The organism is Sphingomonas longa, assembly GCF_016892685.1.
Lineage (GTDB): Bacteria > Pseudomonadota > Alphaproteobacteria > Sphingomonadales > Sphingomonadaceae > Sphingomonas > Sphingomonas longa.
Genome location: NZ_JAFEMC010000001.1, coordinates 943,833 through 963,167 on the forward strand (window position 1 = coordinate 943,833; position 19,335 = coordinate 963,167).

Below are 19,335 nucleotides of genomic sequence, written 5' to 3' on the forward strand. Positions count from 1 at the left end.
TATCACTGGACCAGCGTCACGAAGCTGTACGCCGGCCGATCGCCCTCCGCCGGATGATCCTCGCGGGCGATCTCGCGCCAGCCTTCGAACGCCGACACCACCGCGTCGCCCATCGGCGAGCAATGCACCTCCGTCAATTCGATCCGTTCCGGCGTGAACAGCGCGAAGATCTCCGCTCCACCGATCACCGCCGCATCATCGCCTGCCAGCGCCAGCGCATCCTCAGCGCTGCGCGCGACCTCCGTGCCGGCCGCGGCCCAGTTCCGATCGCGGGTCAGCACGATGTGGCGACGGCCCGGCAGCGGCGCGGGAAAGCTGTCGAAGGTCTTGCGGCCCATGATCATCGCACGGCCCAGCGTCTGCGCCTTGAACCGCTTCAAGTCGGCGGGCAGGTGCCACGGCAGCCGCCCCTCGACCCCGATCACCCCGTTATCGGCCCGCGCGAGATGGAAGGTCACCATCAGATCGCCACCGGCGCCCTGATGTGCGCCTGCGCGACGTAATCGTGGAGCACGAAGTCCTCCAGGTCATACCCGTCGATTGCATCGGGCTTGCGCACGATCTCCAGACGGGGCAGCGGTCCCGGTGTCCGCACCAGTTGCTCGCGCGCCTGATCGAGGTGGTTGAGGTAGAGGTGGCAATCGCCCCCCGTCCAGATGAACTCCCCGACCTCCAGCCCGCATTGCTGCGCCAGCATGTGCGTCAGCAGAGCATAGCTGGCGATGTTGAACGGCACGCCGAGGAAGATGTCCGCCGACCGCTGGTAGAGCTGCAACGACAGCCGGCCGTTCGCGACGTGCGTCTGGAACAGGCAGTGGCAGGGTGCGAGCGCCATAGAGTGCAGTTCGCCGGGGTTCCAGGCGGAGACGATCTGGCGGCGCGACGCCGGTTGCTCGCGGATCTGGCGGACGAGGTCGGCGATCTGGTCGATATGCCGCCCCTCCGCCGACACCCAGTCGCGCCATTGCTTGCCGTACACGGGGCCGAGATCGCCGTTTGCGTCCGCCCATTCATCCCAGATGCTGACCCGGCGATCGTTGAGCCACTGGACGTTGGTGTCGCCGCGCAGGAACCAGAGCAGTTCGACGATGATCGAGCGCAGGTGCAGCTTCTTGGTCGTCAGCACCGGAAAGCCGGCGGCGAGGTCGAATCGCATCTGGTGGCCGAACACCGACAGGGTGCCGGTGCCGGTGCGGTCCATCTGCCGCGATCCGTGGTTCAGGACGTGGTCCATCAAATCGAGATATTGCCGCATCCCCGCTGCCTAGAACCGCGCGAGCACTTCGCCAAGTAGCGCACATCCGATCGGTTACGGACCTATCTGGAGCAGCCGAACACGACGGTGCGCGTCAGGCTCGATCGATGCCCAGCCGCGAGGACCACCATCATGACCAACTGGTTTCCACCCTTGAAGACGCCTTGCACCTCTTCGCAAACCTGCGCGACCAAGCAAATGAGATGGCAGCAGTCGCGTTTTTATCTCCGGAACGGAGGCTTCTCGGCCTCCGACATCTCGCCGGCCTGGGCAGCAGCGTGACCATACCGGTGCGGGCGATCGCTCGCGATGCGCTGGCGATGGACGCAACATTGGCGATCCTTGCGCATAATCATCCGGCCGGCGACAGCACGCCCAGCGCCGACGACCTGCACGCTACGCAGTTGCTGGCGCGTGGGCTGGCGGCGGTGGGAGTGACGCTACTCGATCATCTGGTGATCGCGCATAGCGGCACCACGAGCTTTGCGGCGCTCGGCTATCTCTGAGCGGTCGGAGCCGCTGCCGGGGAAAGTTGACAGCGCTTGATCGTCTCCGGATCAGGGCGCGGCCCCTGCGGTCGGAACGAAGCGAGATAACCACCCGCAGAGGGCAGGTTCTCCATCGTCACCTGACGATACCCGACCGCGGCGAACTCGCAGGCGAGGAGCGCTGGCGGCGTCCCGTGATTCTGGGTCGCGCGGTTGGCGTCGACCACCACCACCAGCCCGTCCGGCTTCAGCGACGGGCGCAGTCGCCACAGAAACTCGTAGGGCTGCTCGATCTCGTGATACATATGCACCAGCAGCACGCGGTCGAAGCTGTTCTCCGGCAGCTTCGGATCGGCGGGGGTACCCAGTCGGACGCTGACATTGTCCAACCGCTCGCGCGCGACTCGCTCGGCCAGCTCGTCGCGGACGGAGGCGAAGATATCCTCCGCCAGGACGCGCCCGTCCTCGCCGACCCGCGCTGCAAGCCGGATCGTGTAATAGCCTTCGCCGGCGCCGATATCCGCCACCGTCATGCCCGGCCGGATCGATGCCCGGTCCATCACCTGCGACGCCTCACGCAGGCGGTCGCGCGCCTCTTCGTTCGACCAGCGGCTGGAGACGATATGGGCGACAGGCCGATCCGCGGCGGGGAACGGCCCCGGCTGCTCCGGCTCGCGCTTGATCAGCGGCTTGGAGCCGTCACAGGCCCCCAGCAGCGTCAGCGCGAGGAGAGCGGCGGCGCGGATCAAACCCACAGCGAGACCCCTCGCGGCATCAATCGACGTCCTCCACGTCGGCGACTTCGCCGGTGACGCGCTGCGACAGGGCCGCCGCCATGAACGCGTCGAGATCGCCGTCGAGCACATCGCCCGGCGCGGTCGAGGTGACGCCGGTGCGCAGGTCCTTCACCATCTGATAGGGCTGCAGGACATAGCTGCGGATCTGGTGCCCCCAGCCGATATCGGACTTGGTCGCGTTTTCCGCATTGGCCGCCTGTTCGCGAATCGCGAGTTCGCGCTCATAGAGCCGGGCGCGAAGCTGGTTGTAGGCTTCGGCCTTGTTCTTGTGCTGCGAACGCTGGTTCTGACACTGCACGACGATGCCGGTCGGGATGTGCGTGATGCGCACCGCCGAATCGGTGGTGTTGATGTGCTGACCACCGGCACCCGACGCGCGGTAAGTGTCGATGCGCAGGTCCGATTCATTGTATTCGACCTCGATATTGTCGTCGACGACCGGATAGACCCAGACGCTGGCGAACGAGGTATGCCGCCGCGCGGCCGAGTCGTAGGGGCTGATGCGGACGAGGCGGTGGACGCCGCTTTCGGTCTTCGCGTAACCATACGCGTTCTCGCCCTTCAGCAGCAGCGTGGCGGACTTGATGCCCGCCTGCTCGCCCGAATGCTGATCGACCAGCTCCACCTTCAGTCCGTGCCGCTCCGCCCAGCGCGTGTACATGCGGCTGAGCATGCCGGCCCAGTCCTGACTTTCGGTGCCGCCAGCACCCGCGTTCACCTCGATATAGGTGTCGTTGGCATCGGCCTCGCCCGCCAGCAGCGCCTTCACCTTGTCGCGGTCGGCGCGCGCGGCCAGCTCGGCGAGCGCGGCGACGCCCTCGTCCGCCAGTTCCTGATCGCCCTCGGCATCCGCCAGCTCGATCAGTTCGACGGTGCCGGACAGCTCGCTCTCGATCGCGCGGGTCGCGCCGATCGCCTCGTCCAGCCGGCGACGCTCGCGCATCACCTCCTGCGCGGCCTTGGGATCATTCCAGAGCGCCTGGTCCTCGACACGCGCGTTCAGCTCGTCGAGCCGGCGAAGTGCGCGGTCCCAATCGAGGAACCGGCGCAGCAAAGCCAGCGCGTCGTTGATGCTGTCGACATGGGCCTGCGCTTCGGCGCGCATTGATACTCTCCAGTGGGTCGGGAACGCGCCGAACCGGGGCATTCGCGATATAGGAACTGCGGCTAGTAGATTCCGCCTTCCCTTTGCAAGAAATCGCTGTCGCGGGGTGCCTGCGTCGCCGTGGCGGTGGGGGCGACGGTCGGTGCAACATCGGAGCGGCGGGCGCGGCGGCGAGGTTCGGTTTCGGGCTTGAACGCCTCCCAGATCACAGATGCCTTGGGATCGGTGTCGGTCGGGAAGGTGCCGAACACCGGCTTGCCGCTGCCGCGATCGATGCGGACCATGCGGATGCCAGCGGGGGCGCGGAACGGCAGCTTCTCCAGTCCTTCGTACGCTTTCGTCGCGAATTGCTTGAAGATCGGCGCGGCGAACGTACCGCCCTGCACCGCCCCGCCCAGGTTTCGGGGCGTGTCGTAGCCGATATACAGGCCGCCAACGAACTGCGGGGTGCCGCCGATGAACCAGACGTCGGTCGGGCCGGTGGTGGTGCCAGTCTTACCGAACATCGGCCGATCCAGGTCGCGCAGCACGGTGGCGGTGCCGCGCTGGATCACGCCCTCGGTGATGTGGACCATCTGGTACGCGGTCAATGGGTCGATCACCTGCTTCTGGCGCATCGCCGGGCGCGGCATCGCGCGGCCGTTCCATTCGGGCGTATTGCAGCCATCGCAGGGACGCCAGTTGTCAGGGAAGATCACCTTGCCGTGGCGGTCCTGCACGAAGTCGATCAGGCTGGGCGGTCCGCCGCGACCCTGATTGGCGAGGATCGAGAAGGCATTGACCATCCGCTGCACCGTCGTCTCGCCGGCACCGAGCGCGAAGGACAGATAGGGCGAGTAGTTCCCGATCCCCATCCGCTTCATCAGCGACACGATGCGCGGCATGCCCGTCTGCGCGGCGGCGCGGACGGTCATCAGGTTGCGCGATTGTTCGATGCCCCAGCGCATCGTGTGCGGCCCGGCGCCGCGCATGTTGCCGAAGTTACGGAAGCATTTCTGCCCCAGCCGCGCACCTTGATAGACGCAGAACGGGCCGTCGACGATGATCGAGGCGGGCGTCATTCCGTTCTCCAGCGCCGCGGAATACACGATCGGCTTGATCGTCGATCCCGGCTGCCGCATCGCCTGCGTCGCCCGGTTGAACGCCTGCAAGCGAGCATCGAAGCCGCCCTGCATCGCCAGCACGCGCCCGGTGCCCGGTTCCTCGACGACGAACCCGCCGGACACGCGTGGTACGGAGCGGATCGCCCAGTCGTTGCCGGACGGTGCGACCGCGAGGATGTCGCCGGCCTCGATCGCGCCGAACGCGTTGCCGCCGCCGCCGCGGACCGGCATCTGCGCGGCCCAGCGCGGCATCGTGCCGGTCGTGCCGTCGGAGAAGCCGATCGACCAGCCGCCGTCATCTCGTGCGATGGCGATGCCGGCGCGCCAGTCCTTGTAGTCGAGGCCGATGTTGGTGTTCAGCAGCGACTGGAGCCAGTTGTCGCCGTCGATGTCGACATGGCGCAGCGGGCCGGACCAGCCACGACCGCCCTCGAACCGCATCAGACCGTCGCGGAGCGCCTCCTGCGCCAGATCCTGAAGCCGCGTGTCGAGCGATGAGCGGACCCAAAGGCCGCCGGAATAGACGCTGTACGGTCCATCCTTTGCCGACTCGCCGAACTTGTCGATCAGCAGGCGGCGCACCTCTTCAACGAAGTACCCGCCCTGTGCCTCGAACTTGGGGGTGCGGCGCAGGATGGTGCCGAGCGGCTCGGCGTTGGCCGCCGAATATTGCGCCTGGGTGATGAAGCCGTTGCGGAGCATCTCCCGCAGCACATAGTTGCGGCGGTCCATCGCGCGTTCGGGATGCCGGACGGGGTCGTAGTTGGACGGACCCTTGGGCAGGATCGCCAGATAGGCCATCTGGCCGAGGCTGAGATCGGCCAGTTCCTTGTCGAAATAGGCGTGGCTCGCCGCCTCGACGCCGAACGCGTTGCGGCCCAGCGCAATCTGGTTGAGATAGAGTTCCAGGATCTGCGGCTTGGTCAGCGTATCCTCGATCTTCCACGCCAAAATCGCCTCGCGCAGCTTGCGCGTAGGCGAGTATTCGGCGCCGATCAGCAGGTTCTTGGCGACCTGCTGCGTGATCGTGGAGCCGCCCTTGGCGCGGCGGCCGGTCCCGAACTTCTGCGCATAGTCGATGACGGCGCCGGCGAGACCGGGATAGTCGACGCCGTGATGTTCGAAGAAGGTACGGTCCTCGGCGGCGAGGAAGGCGCGGACCAGCATCGGCGGGTATTCGCCGTAGGACAGTTCGACACGACGCTCGCGGGCATAGGACTGGACGGGCACGCCGTCCGCACCGCGCACGTTGGTCGGCAGGGGCGGCTCGTAGGTTCGCAGCTGGTCGACCGAGGGCAGGTCGCGGATGACGAGCAGCCACAGCAGGAACGCCCCGACCGCGGCGATCAGTACGAGCCCGGCGAGGAGCTTGACCCACCAGCGTCCCCACAGGCGCGCGACGCGGCCACCGGGGGGACGGTCGTCGGGCAGATCGGAGGTGCTGGGAGAAACGGACGCCATACTGTGGCGCGGCTTATACCAGCTTGGAGCCGGCTCGCCAGCGGTGTGATTCGACTGGCACCGCCGATGGCCCAAGTGGCTGTAATCATTCGGACCGGTGTCGGAAGGTTAGGCTAAGGTTAGTCCAATGCGGCGTTTCGGCAGCGGGCGCGGTACAGACGGTTCAAAGAGCAAACCCGCCTTCTACGCCTCCCTCGCAGTGTAGGACAGCGCACCCGTCAGCGTCCGACCATCCGGCGTGCGAAATGGACCTCGACGGCGCGACGGACGCTTTCGGCGATGGCTTCGCGGCCGTCATCGGAATCGAGGAAGGCGGCATCCCTGGGGTTGGAGATATAGCCCGTCTCGAACAGGATCGACGGCAGGTCGGGCGCCTTAAGGACCATCAGCGACGCCATGCGGTGGAAGTTGGTCTTGGTCGGGATCAGCGGCTTGGCCTCGCGCCCCAGCAGACGAGCGAACGTCGCCGAGTTGTTCATCGTCTCGCGCTGAGTCAGGTCGATCAGGATCGAGGACACGTCGGCGCCGGCATCGCCGAGGTTCACGCCGGCGATCACGTCCGCCTTGTTCTCGCGCGCGGCGAGGCGTGCGGCTTCCTTGTCGGAGGCGACTTCGGACAGGGTGTAGACGGACGCGCCGGTGGCGTCGCCGCTGCCGACGCTGTCGCAGTGGATCGAGATGAACAGGCTCGCCTTCAAACGCCGGGCGATGCCATAGCGTTCGCGCAGGACGAGGTACTTGTCGCTGTCGCGGGTCAGCGCGACGCGGACCCGGCCGCCGTCCAGCAGTTCCTTGCGGATGGCGCGCGCGATCTTCAGCGTCACGTCCTTCTCGCGCAGCTTGGTGACCGGATTGATCGCGCCGGGATCGACACCGCCATGCCCGGCGTCGATCACGACCAGCGGGCGGGTGTCGTCGCCCGCGACGCGAGGGAGCGGCGGGGCCTTGCGCGCGGGCGGAACGGGAACGGTGACCTTGTATTTCGGCCTGGAGCCGAACGACAGGAAGTCGAGAGGTCCCGCAATACTGGCGGCGATAAAGCGACCGTCGTCGACCGGCCTCAAGGTCAAGGTCAGCTCGCGACCGCTGGAGTCGAAGCCACCGTCCGACACGATCACCGGGCGTACCAGATCGAACACCAGCCGCCGACCACCATCCTCGCGGTGGACCGCGCCGACCGGGCCGGCGGGCGCGATCGACAGGCCCCTCGGTGCATTCCCGACATCGACCGCGATCTGACGCGGCTCGTCCAGCAAGGTCGCCGCCGCATCGGTGGCGGGCGCGTCGAACCGGATGACGATGTGCGTACGATCGATCGCTACCGAGGTGACCGTCGCGGCGAATACCGGCGTCGCGATCGCCGCCGATGTCAGCGCGAGCGCGAAGGCCGCGCATCGCATGCGCCGCCCGCCGCCCCTGCCGTCGCCCCCGAACATCCTGCTCGCCCCTGCTCGCGGTCCAAGGGCACTGGAGCGCCCGCGGGGACCGAATATCGTTACGCCTACCATAAATCCGCTGTAACGACCTATGGTTAACGCAATCTTAGCCTTTACCGATCTATGCCGAGCATCGCGGAAAAGCGCCGGTTGCGACGAACGGTTGGCAATGCTAGCTATGGATTGCATCCGTGCGTCGGTCCAGACCGGTGCCGGTTCCGCGCGTCCGCCCGGTTGGCGGACATATTCCAGGTTGACGCTCGCATGACGCATTTCCCCCGCACGCCAGACCGCCCGGCCTTCGCCGGCGGGAGCGGCGTGGCGCGGGAGCCGAACGGCCCACCGCCCCGGCGGCGTTCGCGAGCAGACGCATTCCTTGCAACATCGGCGACGCCGGCACCCTGCCGCGTCGCGACCAATCGTCGCGCGTTCCCCCCCGAGGGTGGCGGACGCGCGTGGAGAGCCATCAATGACCACGCGTATGCTGATCGACGCACGCCACCGGGAAGAAACCCGCGTGGCGGTCGTCCAGGGTAACCGGATCGAGGAATTCGATTTCGAGTCCGCCGAGCGCAAGCAGCTCAAGGGCAACATCTATCTCGCCAAGGTAACCCGCGTCGAGCCGTCGCTCCAGGCGGCGTTCATCGATTACGGTGGCAACCGTCACGGTTTCCTCGCCTTTTCGGAAATCCACCCGGATTACTACCAGATCCCCAAGGAGGATCGCGACGCGTTGCTGCGCGAAGAGGCGGAGCATGCGGCCGAGGAAGCCGCGCTGCGTGCCGAGCAGGACGACGACGACGATCATCATGACGATCATGACCATCGCGACCACGGCCATGACGAAGACGATCACGACCATGACGATCACGACGATCATGAGGAGGGCGAAGGCGAGGCCGGCGGCGAGACCGACGGCACGTCGAAGAAGCCGCGCGGGCAGAACGACGATCAGGTGGAGGCGCTGCGCCAGCGTCGCATGAACCTGCGCCGCCGCTACAAGATTCAGGACGTGATCCGCCGCCGTCAGGTGCTGCTGGTGCAGGTCGTGAAGGAAGAGCGCGGCAACAAGGGTGCGGCACTGACGACGTACCTGTCGCTCGCCGGCCGTTACTGCGTGCTGATGCCGAACACGTCGCATGGCGGCGGCATTTCGCGGAAGATTTCGAACGCCGCCGATCGCAAGCGGCTGAAGACGATCATGGCCGATCTGGCGCTGCCGTCGTCGATGGGCTGCATCGTCCGCACCGCCGGGCTTCAGCGCACGCGCACCGAGATCAAGCGCGACTTCGACTATCTGGCACGTCTGTGGGACGAGATCCGGGACAAGACGCTGACGTCGTCGGCCCCTGCGCTGGTCTATGGCGACAGCGACCTGATCAAGCGTGCGATTCGCGACATCTACAACGCCGGCGTCGATGAGGTCGTGGTCGAGGGCGAGGAAGGCTATCGCCATGCCAAGGACTTCATGCGCCTGCTGATGCCGAGCCACGCGAAGAAGGTGAAGCAGTACGCCGACGCCGTGCCGCTGTTCCAGCGCGCACACGTCGAAGACCAGCTCGCGGCGATGTACAACCCGGTCGTGCAGTTGAAGTCGGGCGGCTATCTCGTCATCAACCCGACCGAGGCTCTGGTGTCGATCGACATCAACTCGGGCCGCTCGACGCGCGAGCATAATATCGAACAGACCGCGACCGCGACCAATCTGGAAGCGGCGCAGGAGATCGCACGCCAGTTGCGCCTGCGCGACATGGCCGGCCTCGTCGTCATCGACTTCATCGACATGGACAACGGGTCGAACGTCCGGAAGGTCGAGAAGGCGATGAAGGAGGCGCTGAAGAACGATCGCGCCCGCATCCAGGTCGGCCGCATCTCCAGCTTCGGCCTGATGGAAATGAGCCGCCAGCGGCTGCGTACCGGCGTGCTCGAAGCGTCGACGCGCCAGTGCCCGCATTGCGAGGGCACGGGTCTGGTCCGCACGGCGTCGTCGGCCGGCCTTTCGGCGCTGCGCCTGATCGAGGACGAGGCGGCACGCGGTCGCGGCTCGCTGCTGACGCTGCGCGCGTCGCAGGAGGCGACGATCTACGTGCTGAACCGCAAGCGCGGAGACATTGCCGAGATCGAGGATCGCTACGGCGTACAGGTCGAGATCATCCCCGACCGCGAGGAAGAAGGTGCGCGCATGTCGGTCGAGGCCTCCGGCCCGCCGCCTGCGCATGCTCCGAAGATCGATGAGCTGATCATCGAGGAGGAAGAGGACGAGGTCTTCGACGAGGTCGAGATCGAGGAGGACGACGAGGAAGAGGTCGTCGAGGCCCGCGCGCCCCGTCAGCCACGCGAGGCACGTGGTGACGACGAGAGCGAGGGTGAGCGCGGCAAGCGTCGTCGTCGCCGTCGCGGTCGTCGGGGCCGGGCGAAGGATGGCGAGGGCTCGGAGGCTGGTGATGCGACCGAGGCGTCGGATGACGGCGTCGAGCAGGTCGAGAGCGACGATGCCGTCGAGACGGTAGACACCGTCGGGGCGGAGGACATCGACGCCGGCGACGAGCAGGCCGAGTTCGCGGGCGAGCAGCCGGCGGGCGAAGGCGGACGTCGCCGTCGTGGGCGTCGCGGTCGTCGCGGTGGCCGTCGTCAGGAGGGCGGTGCCGAGGGTGCCGTCGAGGCGAACGTCGAGGTCGAGGAAGCCGCCGATGCGGGCGACTCCGGCCCGGTCACGAGCGCGCTGGCGTTGGCACCGGTCGAGCCGGTAGTGGTCGAAGCGGCTCCTGTCGTCGCCGAGGAGGCAGCGCCGAAGACGCGCCGTCGTCCGCGGGCGCGGGCTGCGGCTCCGGTCGAGGCGGCTGCCCCGGCCGCCGAGGCTGCGCCGGTCGAGGCCGCTGCTCCCGTCGCGAACGACGAGGCCACGCCGAAGCCGAAGCGGACCCGCAAGAAGAAGGCGGACGTGGACGCTCCGGTCGAGGCGGCCCCGACTCCCGAGCCGGCTCCCGAACCCGTCGCGGAGGAGGCTCCGGCCAAGCCCAAGCGGACACGCCGGAAGAAGGCCGATGCCGATGCCGACGCTCCGGCCGCGGAAGCGCCCGCTCCTGTCGTGACGGAGGCGGACGCCGAGCCCGATCAGGTCCCGGCCGAGCCGCTCGCCGGCGAAACCGACGACGCCCCCGCCGGCCCGCCGCGGCGCGGCTGGTGGCAGCGGACCTTCGGCGCGTGACCTTGGGCCGCCCCGCACTCGCAGGAGTGCGGGGCGGTTCTGGTTTGGGGCTCTGACGGGCGGTCGTGCTGCCCTTCACCCGCCGTTCAGCCGCCCCGGCCCATCGCGGCGTGCCGTTGATCCCGCCGGCCATTTAGCGGATACCCCTTACCGATGACGCGCTTCGCTGCCCTGACGAGCCTCGCGATGGCTGCGCTGTTGTGGACGCAGCCGGCGGCGGCGCAATCGATCCTGCGCGATGCGGAAACGGAAAGCCTGTTCGCGGACATGTCCGCGCCGCTGATCTCCGCAGCGGGTCTGCGACCGCAGGACGTGAAGATCGTGCTGATCAACGACAGCTCGATCAACGCGTTCGTCGCGGGCGGGCAGATCGTCTATGTGCATTCCGGCCTGATCCAGGCGGCGAGCAACGCCAATCAGGTGCAGGGCGTGATCGCGCACGAACTGGGCCATATCGCCGACGGCCATGTCCTGTCGGGCGAGGCGGCGATGAAGCCGGCGATGAAGATTTCGATCCTGTCGATGGTGCTGGCGCTGGCGGCGATCGCCGCCGGATCGGGCGAGGCGGGCGCCGGCATCATGGGCATGGGGCAGCAGGCGGCGATGGGCAACTACCTCGCCTTCAGTCGCGTGCAGGAAGCGACCGCAGACGCCTCCGCCGTGCGCTACCTCGACACCGCGGGCATCACCGGCAAGGGGATGCTGAGCTTTTTCAAGACGATGCAGCAGGACGAATATCGCTACGGCCTGTCGAACATCGATCCGTTCATGCAGAGCCATCCGCTATCGGGCACGCGCATCCAGACGCTGACCGGCGACGTGCAGAAGTCGGCCGCGTACGACAAGGCGCCCGACGCGGCGTTGCAGGAGCGGTTCCGGCGGGTGCGCGCGAAGCTGGCCGGTTACGTCATGGACGCGCCACGGACGCTGACCGAATATCCCGAGACGGACCAGACGATCTACGCACAATACGCCCGCGCCTATGCCTATCATAAATCGGGCTATCCCGAGAAAGCGGACGCGGAGGCGAATGCGCTGGTCAGGCGCGAGCCGAACAACCCGTATTTCCAGGAGATCAAGGGCCAGATCCTGCTGGAGGCGGGGAAGCCGCGCGCCGCGCTCGTGCCGCTCCGGCTGGCAACGCAGGAGTCCGGGAGCAATCCGCTGATCTCGACGACGCTGGGCCACGCGTTGATCGCGACCGACGACAAGGCGAACCTGCCCGAGGCGATCAAGGTTCTGCGCGTGGCGGTGCAACGCGACGACGAGAATCCCTGGGGCTGGATGCAGCTCGGCACCGCTTACGAGCGCACCGGCGACGAGCCGCGCGCCGCGCTCGCCACCGCCGAGCGCGCGAGCATGATGGGCGATCAGCGCACCGCCATCGCCTCCGCCAAATATGCGATGGCCAACATCCCGTCGAACACGCCCGACTGGATTCGCGCGCAGGACATCGCGATGACCTCCAGCGACGCGTTCGCGGGTGAAAAGAAGAAGAAACGCCGGTGAAAGCTCCGATATTGTTCGCAACCGCCGTCGCCGGCGGGCTGGTGGGGGCTGCCGCCACCTACTTGATCCCCCGCGGTGACAGCGACGTGCGCGGATATCTGATGGCGCATCCGGAGGTGATCCCGGAGGCGATGCGTCGCTTGCAGGAGCGGGAGGCAGGCAAGTCCGTCGCCGCGAACCGCGACGCGATCACGACGCCGTTCGCGGGGGCCTGGGCGGGCAATCCGAAGGCGGATGTCACGCTGGTCGAATATTACGATTATAATTGCGGCTATTGTCGCGCCAGCCTGCCCGCGATCCGGCAGTTGCTGGCCGATGATTCGAACCTGCGCATCGTGTTCCGGGAGCTGCCGGTACTGGCGGACAGCAGCCGCGATGCCGCCCGGATCAGCCTGGTCGCGGCGGCGCAGGACAAGTTCTCGAAGTTCCACGACGCGCTGTACGCGGGCGGGCCGGTGTCGACCGACACGATCGCCGCCGCCGCGCGGACCGCTGGCGTCGATACGAGCGATCTGTCGACGATCGCGCCCAGGGTGGATGCGGAGATCGCGAGCAACCTCGATACCGCGGCGAAGCTGGGGATCACCGGCACACCGAGCTGGGTGATCGGCGACCGGGTGATGTCGGGCGCCTTCCCGATCGAGGACCTGAAACGCGCGATCGCCGAGGCGCGCGCGGGGTAACGGCCGGCGGAGGATCATGGACGGATGAACCGCTGGCGGGTGACGGCGTGACGTTGGGCCACCGGTCCGTTTGCCGTGAGCTTGTCGAAGAGCTTGATTTCCAATTGTGCTTCAAATCGCTCCGGTGGCTCGCCACGGCTCCACCCCACCCCGGCCCGCTCCTAAAAGCGGGGAGTTAGACGTTTGCGCCGTCCCCTCCCGCCGCTAAGACGCCGCCAACTACCCAACAGGGGGACAGACTTGGCGAACGATCCGATCCTGTCGATCCGTGGCGTGTCGAAGACCTACGCCAACGGACCGACCGCGCTGGAGGCGGTGGACCTCGATATCCAGAGGGGCGAGATCTTCGCGCTGCTGGGGCCGAACGGCGCGGGCAAGACGACGCTGATCTCGATCGTGTGCGGGATCGTCGTGCCGTCGACCGGCAGCATCACGGTCGACGGTCACGACGCGCTGAACGACTATAAGCAGGCGCGCCGCCGCGTCGGGCTGGTGCCGCAGGAGCTGTCGACCGATGCGTTCGAGAGCGTGCTGGCGACGGTCACCTTCTCGCGCCGGCTGTTCGGGCGATCGGGGCACAGCGCCTATATCGAGGAACTGCTGCGCGACCTGTCGCTGTGGGATAAACGGCACGCCAAGATCATGACGCTGTCGGGCGGGATGAAGCGGCGCGTGCTGATCGCCAAGGCGCTGGCGCATGAACCCGACCTGCTGTTCCTCGACGAACCGTCGGCGGGCGTCGACGTGGCGCTGCGCCGGGACATGTGGAAGCTGGTCCATCGCCTGCGCGACCGCGGCGTCACGATCATCCTGACGACGCATTACATCGAGGAGGCCGAGGAGATGGCCGACCGCGTCGGCGTGATCGCCAAGGGCAAGCTGCTGCTGGTCGACGACAAGGCGGCGCTGATGAAGAAGCTGGGCAAGCGCGAATTGGACCTGACCCTGGTCGAGCCGATGACCGCCATACCCGCGGAACTGGAGGAATGGGCGCCGACGCTGGAGAATGAGGGCCACACCTTGCGCTACGTGTTCGATGCGACGGGGGAGCGGACGGGAATACCGTCGTTCCTGCGGCGGATGCAGGAGCTGGGCATCGCGTTCAAGGATCTGGAAACGTCGAAGTCGAGCCTGGAGGATATCTTCGTCGGGCTGGTGGAGGAGAAGCGATGAGCTCCGCCACGCCCCTGGTCCCACGAAAGCGGGAGCCCAGTAAACACGCAGTACAAAGGCGGATGAGTTCGGAGACACTGGGCTCCCGCCTTCGCGGGGGCACAATCCTCGTCGGTCGGAAGGCTCACGGTCGCCCTCGCCCCACCCTGAACCGAGGAACGATCGCATGAACCTGCATGGCATATGGGCGATCTATCGCTTTGAGATGGCGCGGTTCGGGCGGACGATCTGGACCAGCCTGATGGTGCCCGTCATCACCACGTCGCTGTATTTCATCGTGTTCGGTTCGGCGATCGGATCGCAGATGCGGGAGGTGTCGGGTGTGCCGTACGGCGCGTTCATCGTCCCCGGACTGATGCTGCTCGCGATCTTTTCGGAGAGCATCCTGAACGCGTCGCTCGGCATCTACATGCCGAAGTTCACGGGCACGATCTATGAGTTGCTATCGGCGCCACTCTCCCCGCTGGAGACGGTGCTGGGCTATGTCGGGGCGGCGACGACCAAGTCGGTGGTGATCGGCCTCGTCATCTTCGCGACGGCGCATCTGTTCGTCGACCTGCCGATCGCGCACCCGTTCGCGATGATCGCCTATCTGGTGCTGGTGGCGGCGACATTCTGCATGTTCGGATTCGCGATCGGTATCTGGGCGAAGGGGTTCGAGCAGTTGCAGGTTATCCCGCTGCTGGTCGTGACGCCCCTCACCTTCCTCGGCGGTGCGTTCTATTCGGTGACGATCCTGCCGGAACCGTGGCGGTCGATCACGCTGTTCAATCCGGTCGTGTACCTGATCAACGGCTTCCGCTGGACGTTCTTCGGGACGAGCGACGTCGGTGTCGGGATCAGCCTGGCGGTGACGGCGGGGTTCTTCGCGGCGTGCCTGACGTGGATCGGGTGGATATTCCGGACCGGGTGGCGGCTGAAGAGCTGAAGCTCAGCGCCCGTTCGGCCTCAGCCTAGTCGACGGCCACGCCACGGAAGTCTGTCCTCCGTGATCGGTGCTTCGACGGCGCTCAGCACGAACGGGTTCAGTAATCCTTCGACACCCGCACGTTGGCGCTCTGGCGGCCCAGCGTGGAGATGCTCGACAACAGCGACAGCCAGCGCGTGACCTGAAACTCGACCTGCGTTGCGGAATAGCCCTGACCGTCGGTGACGATCTCCGCATACAGGCGACGCGTCACGAACTTGCCCGCGGCGACCGACGTGCCCTGTCCGGTCTGCGGATCGGCGGGCAGGATACGCAGCCGGTCCAACCCCGCGGCGCGGCGCAGCGCGTTGATGGGGTTGAGGCCGGTGCCGCCATTCTGCAACGCCGACACCGCCGCTGCGAGTTGCAGCGCCTCTGGTGCGGACAGGTTGGTGATCGAGGTACCGAACAGCAGCCGCGACAGCAATTCGTCTTCCGGCAGCGCGGGCACGCTGGTGAAGCTGATTTCCGGTTTCAGCGCAGTGCCGGCGACGCGGATACTCGCGTTCAGGCCGGTGCTGTCGGCGTTCGCCTGAATATCCAGCGCCGGGTTGGCGGGGGTTTCGCCGCCGAAGCGGATGACGCCGCGCTCCAGCTCGAAATCGCGTCCCGCAAACTCCACGTCGCCGCGGATCAGGTTCGCGCGGCCCGTGATCGCGGGATTGGTCGGCTGGCCGCCGATGCGGATGTTTGCGGACCATTCGCTGGTCAGGCCGAGGCCGCTGACCATCACGCCACCCGATGCCTTTGCGCCGAGATCGAGCGTCCACGGCGCGGGTGGCCGGTCATCCTCGACATCGCCGCCCGGCACGTTGATTTCGCGCACGTTCAGCTTCGGCGCGGCCGTGGCGGCGGTCGCCTGACCCAGACGATAGCGCGCACGGTTGAGGACGACGTCGCCCGATATCGTGCCGCCGGTACCCGTCGACAGGAAGCGTAGTGGCCCGGTGACGGTCGCGCCGATATCGTCGCGCGCGATCATCACGGCGTTCTGCGCGTTCAGCCGGATGTCGAGGCCGATCCCGGTCGGCGCGGCGAAGTCGAACTGGCCGCTACCCTCCACCCGGCCGCCCTTGCCCGCATCGGCGGAGAAGCGTTCGATGGCGAGGCGGGAGCCGGCGAAGCGGCCGCTCGCCTGAACCCCGGTCAGCAGCGTGCCGGTGGTGGCGCTTTCGATCCGTGCGCCACTGGCGTTGAGCGCGCCGCGGATCAGCGGCTGCGCGAGGCTTCCGGTCACGTCCGCGCCGATCGACACCGGGCCGGACAGGTCGAACAGCTCCACACCGGTCAGCCGCCACAACGCGTCCGCCGGCCCGGCATAGCGTAACTGCGCGAACAGCTTCGCATCGGCGAGGCGGCGGATCAGGCTACCTTGTCCGAGCGGCGACAATTGCGCCTGCGCCCGGCCGATCGTCTTGCCGCCGGAGGCCAGCACCGCGCGCAGGCCGGCGCGGTCCGCGCGCAGCACGCCAGCAACGCCGATGTCGATCGGGGCGGAGGTGAGCACCAGCCCGGAGCGGGTGACGCCGCGCAGCGTCATGTCCACGCGCCCGGTCGGCGGGCCGTTCGTGGCGGCGGAATAGTCGAGCGTCCCCGACGCGGTGCCGCCGAGGCCCAGCCCCGCGAAGCCGATGTCGAGGATCGCGAGCGGCATCCGCTCCACGCTCGCCTCCACCGCCAGCCCGCCGGGGCCGGAGCGGCCGGACAGCTTCGCTTCGCCACCCGCAAAGGACAGGCGGGTCGGGGCAAGCCGCCAGCCGTCGCCGTCGCGGGTCACGATCGCAGGCGTGATGAGCTGGATCGGGCGGCGATCGAGCGTACCCTGCCCCGCGACGGTGTAGCCGTCGGCGCGGACCTGCGTCACGGTGCGCAGGTCGAAGGCGCGACCGCGCGACCCGGCGATCGCGGCACGCACTTCGCCCAGGCCGTCGACCAGCTTCGCAGTCCCGCCGAACCGCGCGAGCGAGAGACCGCCATAGCGCAGCCCCTGGCCGCTGGCGGTCGCGTCGATCGTCTGGCCGGCGGGATCGAGCAGGGTCACAAGGTCGAGCTTGCCCTGTCGCAGGGTCACACCCTCGAACGCGGCATTGCGCGCCGCGAGATGCGCCTCGATCCGCTGGACGATGCCGACCGGGCGGAACAGCAACTCGCCGTCTAGCCCCCCGCCCGCGACCGCGAGCCGTCCGTCGAAGCCGCCGGTGACGATCGCAAGATCGCCCCGCGCGCGGGTGCCGGCGACATCCAGCGCGGCGATCGACACCGTCGCACCCGGACCGCGCGGCAGCAGGATCGCGCCGGTGGAGGTGAACGGGCCGAGGCGGGAACGGCCGGCCGCCCGGAATGCGAAGCCTTGCGGCGTGGGATCGAGGTGCGCGATCACGTCTCGCAGGCCCAGCGCCTTGTTCGGGCGGGCGAGCTTCAGGTCGATCGTCGGCTTTTCGATGCGGCCGTCCAGCACCAGTGTCAGCGGGCCGTAGGTCGCCTGCGTGCCTGCACCTTCGAAGTGGAAGGTGCCGTCGCGGCGGCGATAGCCGTTGCCGGACAGCGTCAGTTGCGGGGAGACGAGGCGTGCGCCGTTGAAGTGGAGGATACCGTCCGCGGTCCGCTCCAGCCCGGTATCGATGCGCGGCAGCCCGCCCGTCAGCGAGCGGAAGAACGCATTGTCGAGCCGCCGCACCTGCGCCTGCCCCCGCCCGACGATGCGCGTGCCGCGCCCATTCGGTCCGGGCACGACCTGAAGCCGCGAGGTGACGTCGACGATGCCGATGCCCGGGATCAGGTAACGGCCCAGCCGACCGTTCAGCCCCACCTCGAACCGGCCGGTGCGCAGGTCGAGCGACAGATCGATCAGCCCCGCCAGCTTGTCCGAGCGCAGTTTCAGCGCGGTGCCGGTCAGCGTCGGTGGCGCGAGCACCAGCACGCCGTCGACCGACAGGTTGCGCAGGATGCCGCCCGCGACATCGCCGACGCCGGTGACGCGCGCGGCGGCGACCCGGACCGGCAGGCGGGCGGGCGTTGTCGACAGGCGCCCGGCGCCCGCCGCACGGAACGTCTCGAACCCGGTATTGTCGAACGACAGCCGGTTCGCTGCGAGCCGCCAGTCGTAGCGCGCGGTGGCGAACGGGCCGTCGAGGATCGCCCGCAGTGCGATCCCCTGCCCGCCCATGTTGCCGAACAGCGCCGCCGGCCGCAGCAGGCGCGCGGCGATGCGGACGTTGCGGTACGCGTTCGCGCCGAGATCGATCGTGCCGGTCGTGTCGATCGCCAGCGCCGCCGAACGCAGGTTCAGCGCCCCGTCGAGCCGGCGGTTCGCGAAGGTCGCCGATCCAATGACCGCGACGCGCGGGCTGGTCAGCCGCTGCGCCTTGCCGGTCAGCAGCGATGCCGGCGTGATCGCGCCCGACAACGTGTAGCGGCCGGAGGTAGCCGCCAGCGCGAGGTCGGCGACACGGGTACCGCGCGCGGTCGCGACCGCGGTGCCGCGCCACTGCGCCCAGCGGCCGTCGCCGGTGACGGTCAGCGCCACCGGCCCGGCGACGCCCGCCGCCTTCGCCAGCGCGCCGCCGGAAGCGCCCGCTGCGCGCACGTCGATATCGAACCTGTCGCGGTCCGGCTGGGCATCGATCGATAGCGCCAGCCGGTCGCTGCCCGCGACCGCGGCGTCGATCTTCACCAGCGCGCGGCCGGAACGGATGTCCGCTTGCGCGACGACGCGCGCCTCACGCTCGCGGCCTAGGACCGGCCGGGCGAGCGTCAGCCGGCCGATGTCGAGCCGCCCGATCAGGATGTCGAAATCGGGCAGGATCGGCGACGCCTTGCCGCTCTTGCGGGTTTGCGGGACGTGTTCGAGCACCGCCTGCGGCACCACCAGCCGGTCGATCGCGAGCTCGTTCGACAGCCACCGTGCCGGCCGCCAGTCCAGCTCGACCTGCGGTGCGCGGAAGACGAGGCCCTTCAGGTCGTAGACGCGCAGGTCGGTCAGCCGCGTCTCACCGTAGAGCGATCCCTCGATCCGCCCGACCGAGAAGCGCAGGCCGCTGCTCGGGCGTATCTTGCCGATCCGCTCGGCGACCAGTCCGTGACCCCAGGGCGTGTCGACCAGCACCAGCACCGCCGCCGCCAGCGCCATCAGGCCGGCGATAATGCCGAC

Annotated in this window: 13 protein-coding genes; 6 read left to right on the plus strand and 7 right to left on the minus strand. The window is 68.0% G+C overall.

The features are described from left to right. Positions 1-2: 2 nt before the first annotated feature. Both ILT43_RS04555 and ILT43_RS04560 read right to left on the minus strand, forming a co-directional pair. Positions 3-461, minus strand: coding sequence for a dihydrofolate reductase (locus ILT43_RS04555; protein ID WP_204195502.1), 459 nt, complete (start codon positions 459-461; stop codon positions 3-5). Further along, complete coding sequence (locus tag ILT43_RS04560) at positions 461-1,255, minus strand: thymidylate synthase (RefSeq protein WP_204195503.1); 795 nt, start codon at positions 1,253-1,255, stop codon at positions 461-463. Before ILT43_RS04560 ends, ILT43_RS04555 begins: the two co-directional genes overlap by 1 nt. Positions 1,256-1,362: 107 nt before the next feature. Here ILT43_RS04560 and ILT43_RS04565 point away from each other — a divergent pair, with 107 nt between their 5' ends. Then, complete coding sequence (locus ILT43_RS04565; RefSeq protein ID WP_204195504.1) at positions 1,363-1,761, plus strand: JAB domain-containing protein; 399 nt, start codon at positions 1,363-1,365, stop codon at positions 1,759-1,761. Here the strand turns inward: ILT43_RS04565 and ILT43_RS04570 are convergent. From ILT43_RS04570 to ILT43_RS04585, 4 genes are all read right to left on the minus strand, one after another. After that, a complete protein-coding gene (locus ILT43_RS04570; RefSeq protein ID WP_204195505.1) occupies positions 1,752-2,498 on the minus strand; it encodes a methyltransferase domain-containing protein in 747 nt (248 codons plus the stop codon). The genes ILT43_RS04565 and ILT43_RS04570 overlap by 10 nt on opposite strands. A gap of 19 nt (positions 2,499-2,517) precedes the next feature. Next, positions 2,518-3,645 carry a peptide chain release factor 2 gene (prfB, locus tag ILT43_RS04575; protein WP_204195506.1) on the minus strand — a complete coding sequence of 376 codons (1,128 nt, stop codon included), beginning with the start codon at positions 3,643-3,645 and terminating at the stop codon, positions 2,518-2,520. Between the two features lie 62 nt (positions 3,646-3,707). Continuing rightward, positions 3,708-6,209 (minus strand): penicillin-binding protein 1A, encoded by a 2,502-nt coding sequence (locus ILT43_RS04580; protein WP_204195507.1) that lies wholly within the window; start codon positions 6,207-6,209, stop codon positions 3,708-3,710. Between the two features lie 218 nt (positions 6,210-6,427). Then, complete coding sequence (locus ILT43_RS04585; RefSeq protein WP_204195508.1) at positions 6,428-7,609, minus strand: N-acetylmuramoyl-L-alanine amidase family protein; 1,182 nt, start codon at positions 7,607-7,609, stop codon at positions 6,428-6,430. 517 nt (positions 7,610-8,126) lie between these two features. On the opposite strand from ILT43_RS04585, the gene ILT43_RS04590 reads away from it, so the two are divergent. The 5 genes from ILT43_RS04590 (at position 8,127) to ILT43_RS04610 (ending at position 15,146) form a co-directional block, all read left to right on the plus strand. Further along, a complete protein-coding gene (locus tag ILT43_RS04590; RefSeq protein ID WP_239474085.1) occupies positions 8,127-10,853 on the plus strand; it encodes an Rne/Rng family ribonuclease in 2,727 nt (908 codons plus the stop codon). A 153-nt stretch (positions 10,854-11,006) separates the two neighbouring features. Next, positions 11,007-12,362: a M48 family metalloprotease gene (locus ILT43_RS04595; protein ID WP_204195510.1), complete on the plus strand. Its 1,356-nt coding sequence runs from the start codon at positions 11,007-11,009 to the stop codon at positions 12,360-12,362. Continuing rightward, positions 12,359-13,045 (plus strand): DsbA family protein, encoded by a 687-nt coding sequence (locus ILT43_RS04600; protein WP_204195511.1) that lies wholly within the window; start codon positions 12,359-12,361, stop codon positions 13,043-13,045. The genes ILT43_RS04595 and ILT43_RS04600 overlap by 4 nt, the downstream gene beginning before the upstream one ends. 240 nt (positions 13,046-13,285) lie before the next feature. Then, positions 13,286-14,218: an ABC transporter ATP-binding protein gene (locus tag ILT43_RS04605; RefSeq protein WP_204195512.1), complete on the plus strand. Its 933-nt coding sequence runs from the start codon at positions 13,286-13,288 to the stop codon at positions 14,216-14,218. A gap of 166 nt (positions 14,219-14,384) precedes the next feature. After that, positions 14,385-15,146 (plus strand): ABC transporter permease, encoded by a 762-nt coding sequence (locus ILT43_RS04610; RefSeq protein WP_055845307.1) that lies wholly within the window; start codon positions 14,385-14,387, stop codon positions 15,144-15,146. Between the two features lie 97 nt (positions 15,147-15,243). Here ILT43_RS04610 and ILT43_RS04615 read toward each other — a convergent pair whose 3' ends face one another. After that, positions 15,244-19,314: a translocation/assembly module TamB domain-containing protein gene (locus tag ILT43_RS04615; RefSeq protein WP_239474091.1), complete on the minus strand. Its 4,071-nt coding sequence runs from the start codon at positions 19,312-19,314 to the stop codon at positions 15,244-15,246. Between the last annotated feature and the right edge of the window lie 21 nt (positions 19,315-19,335).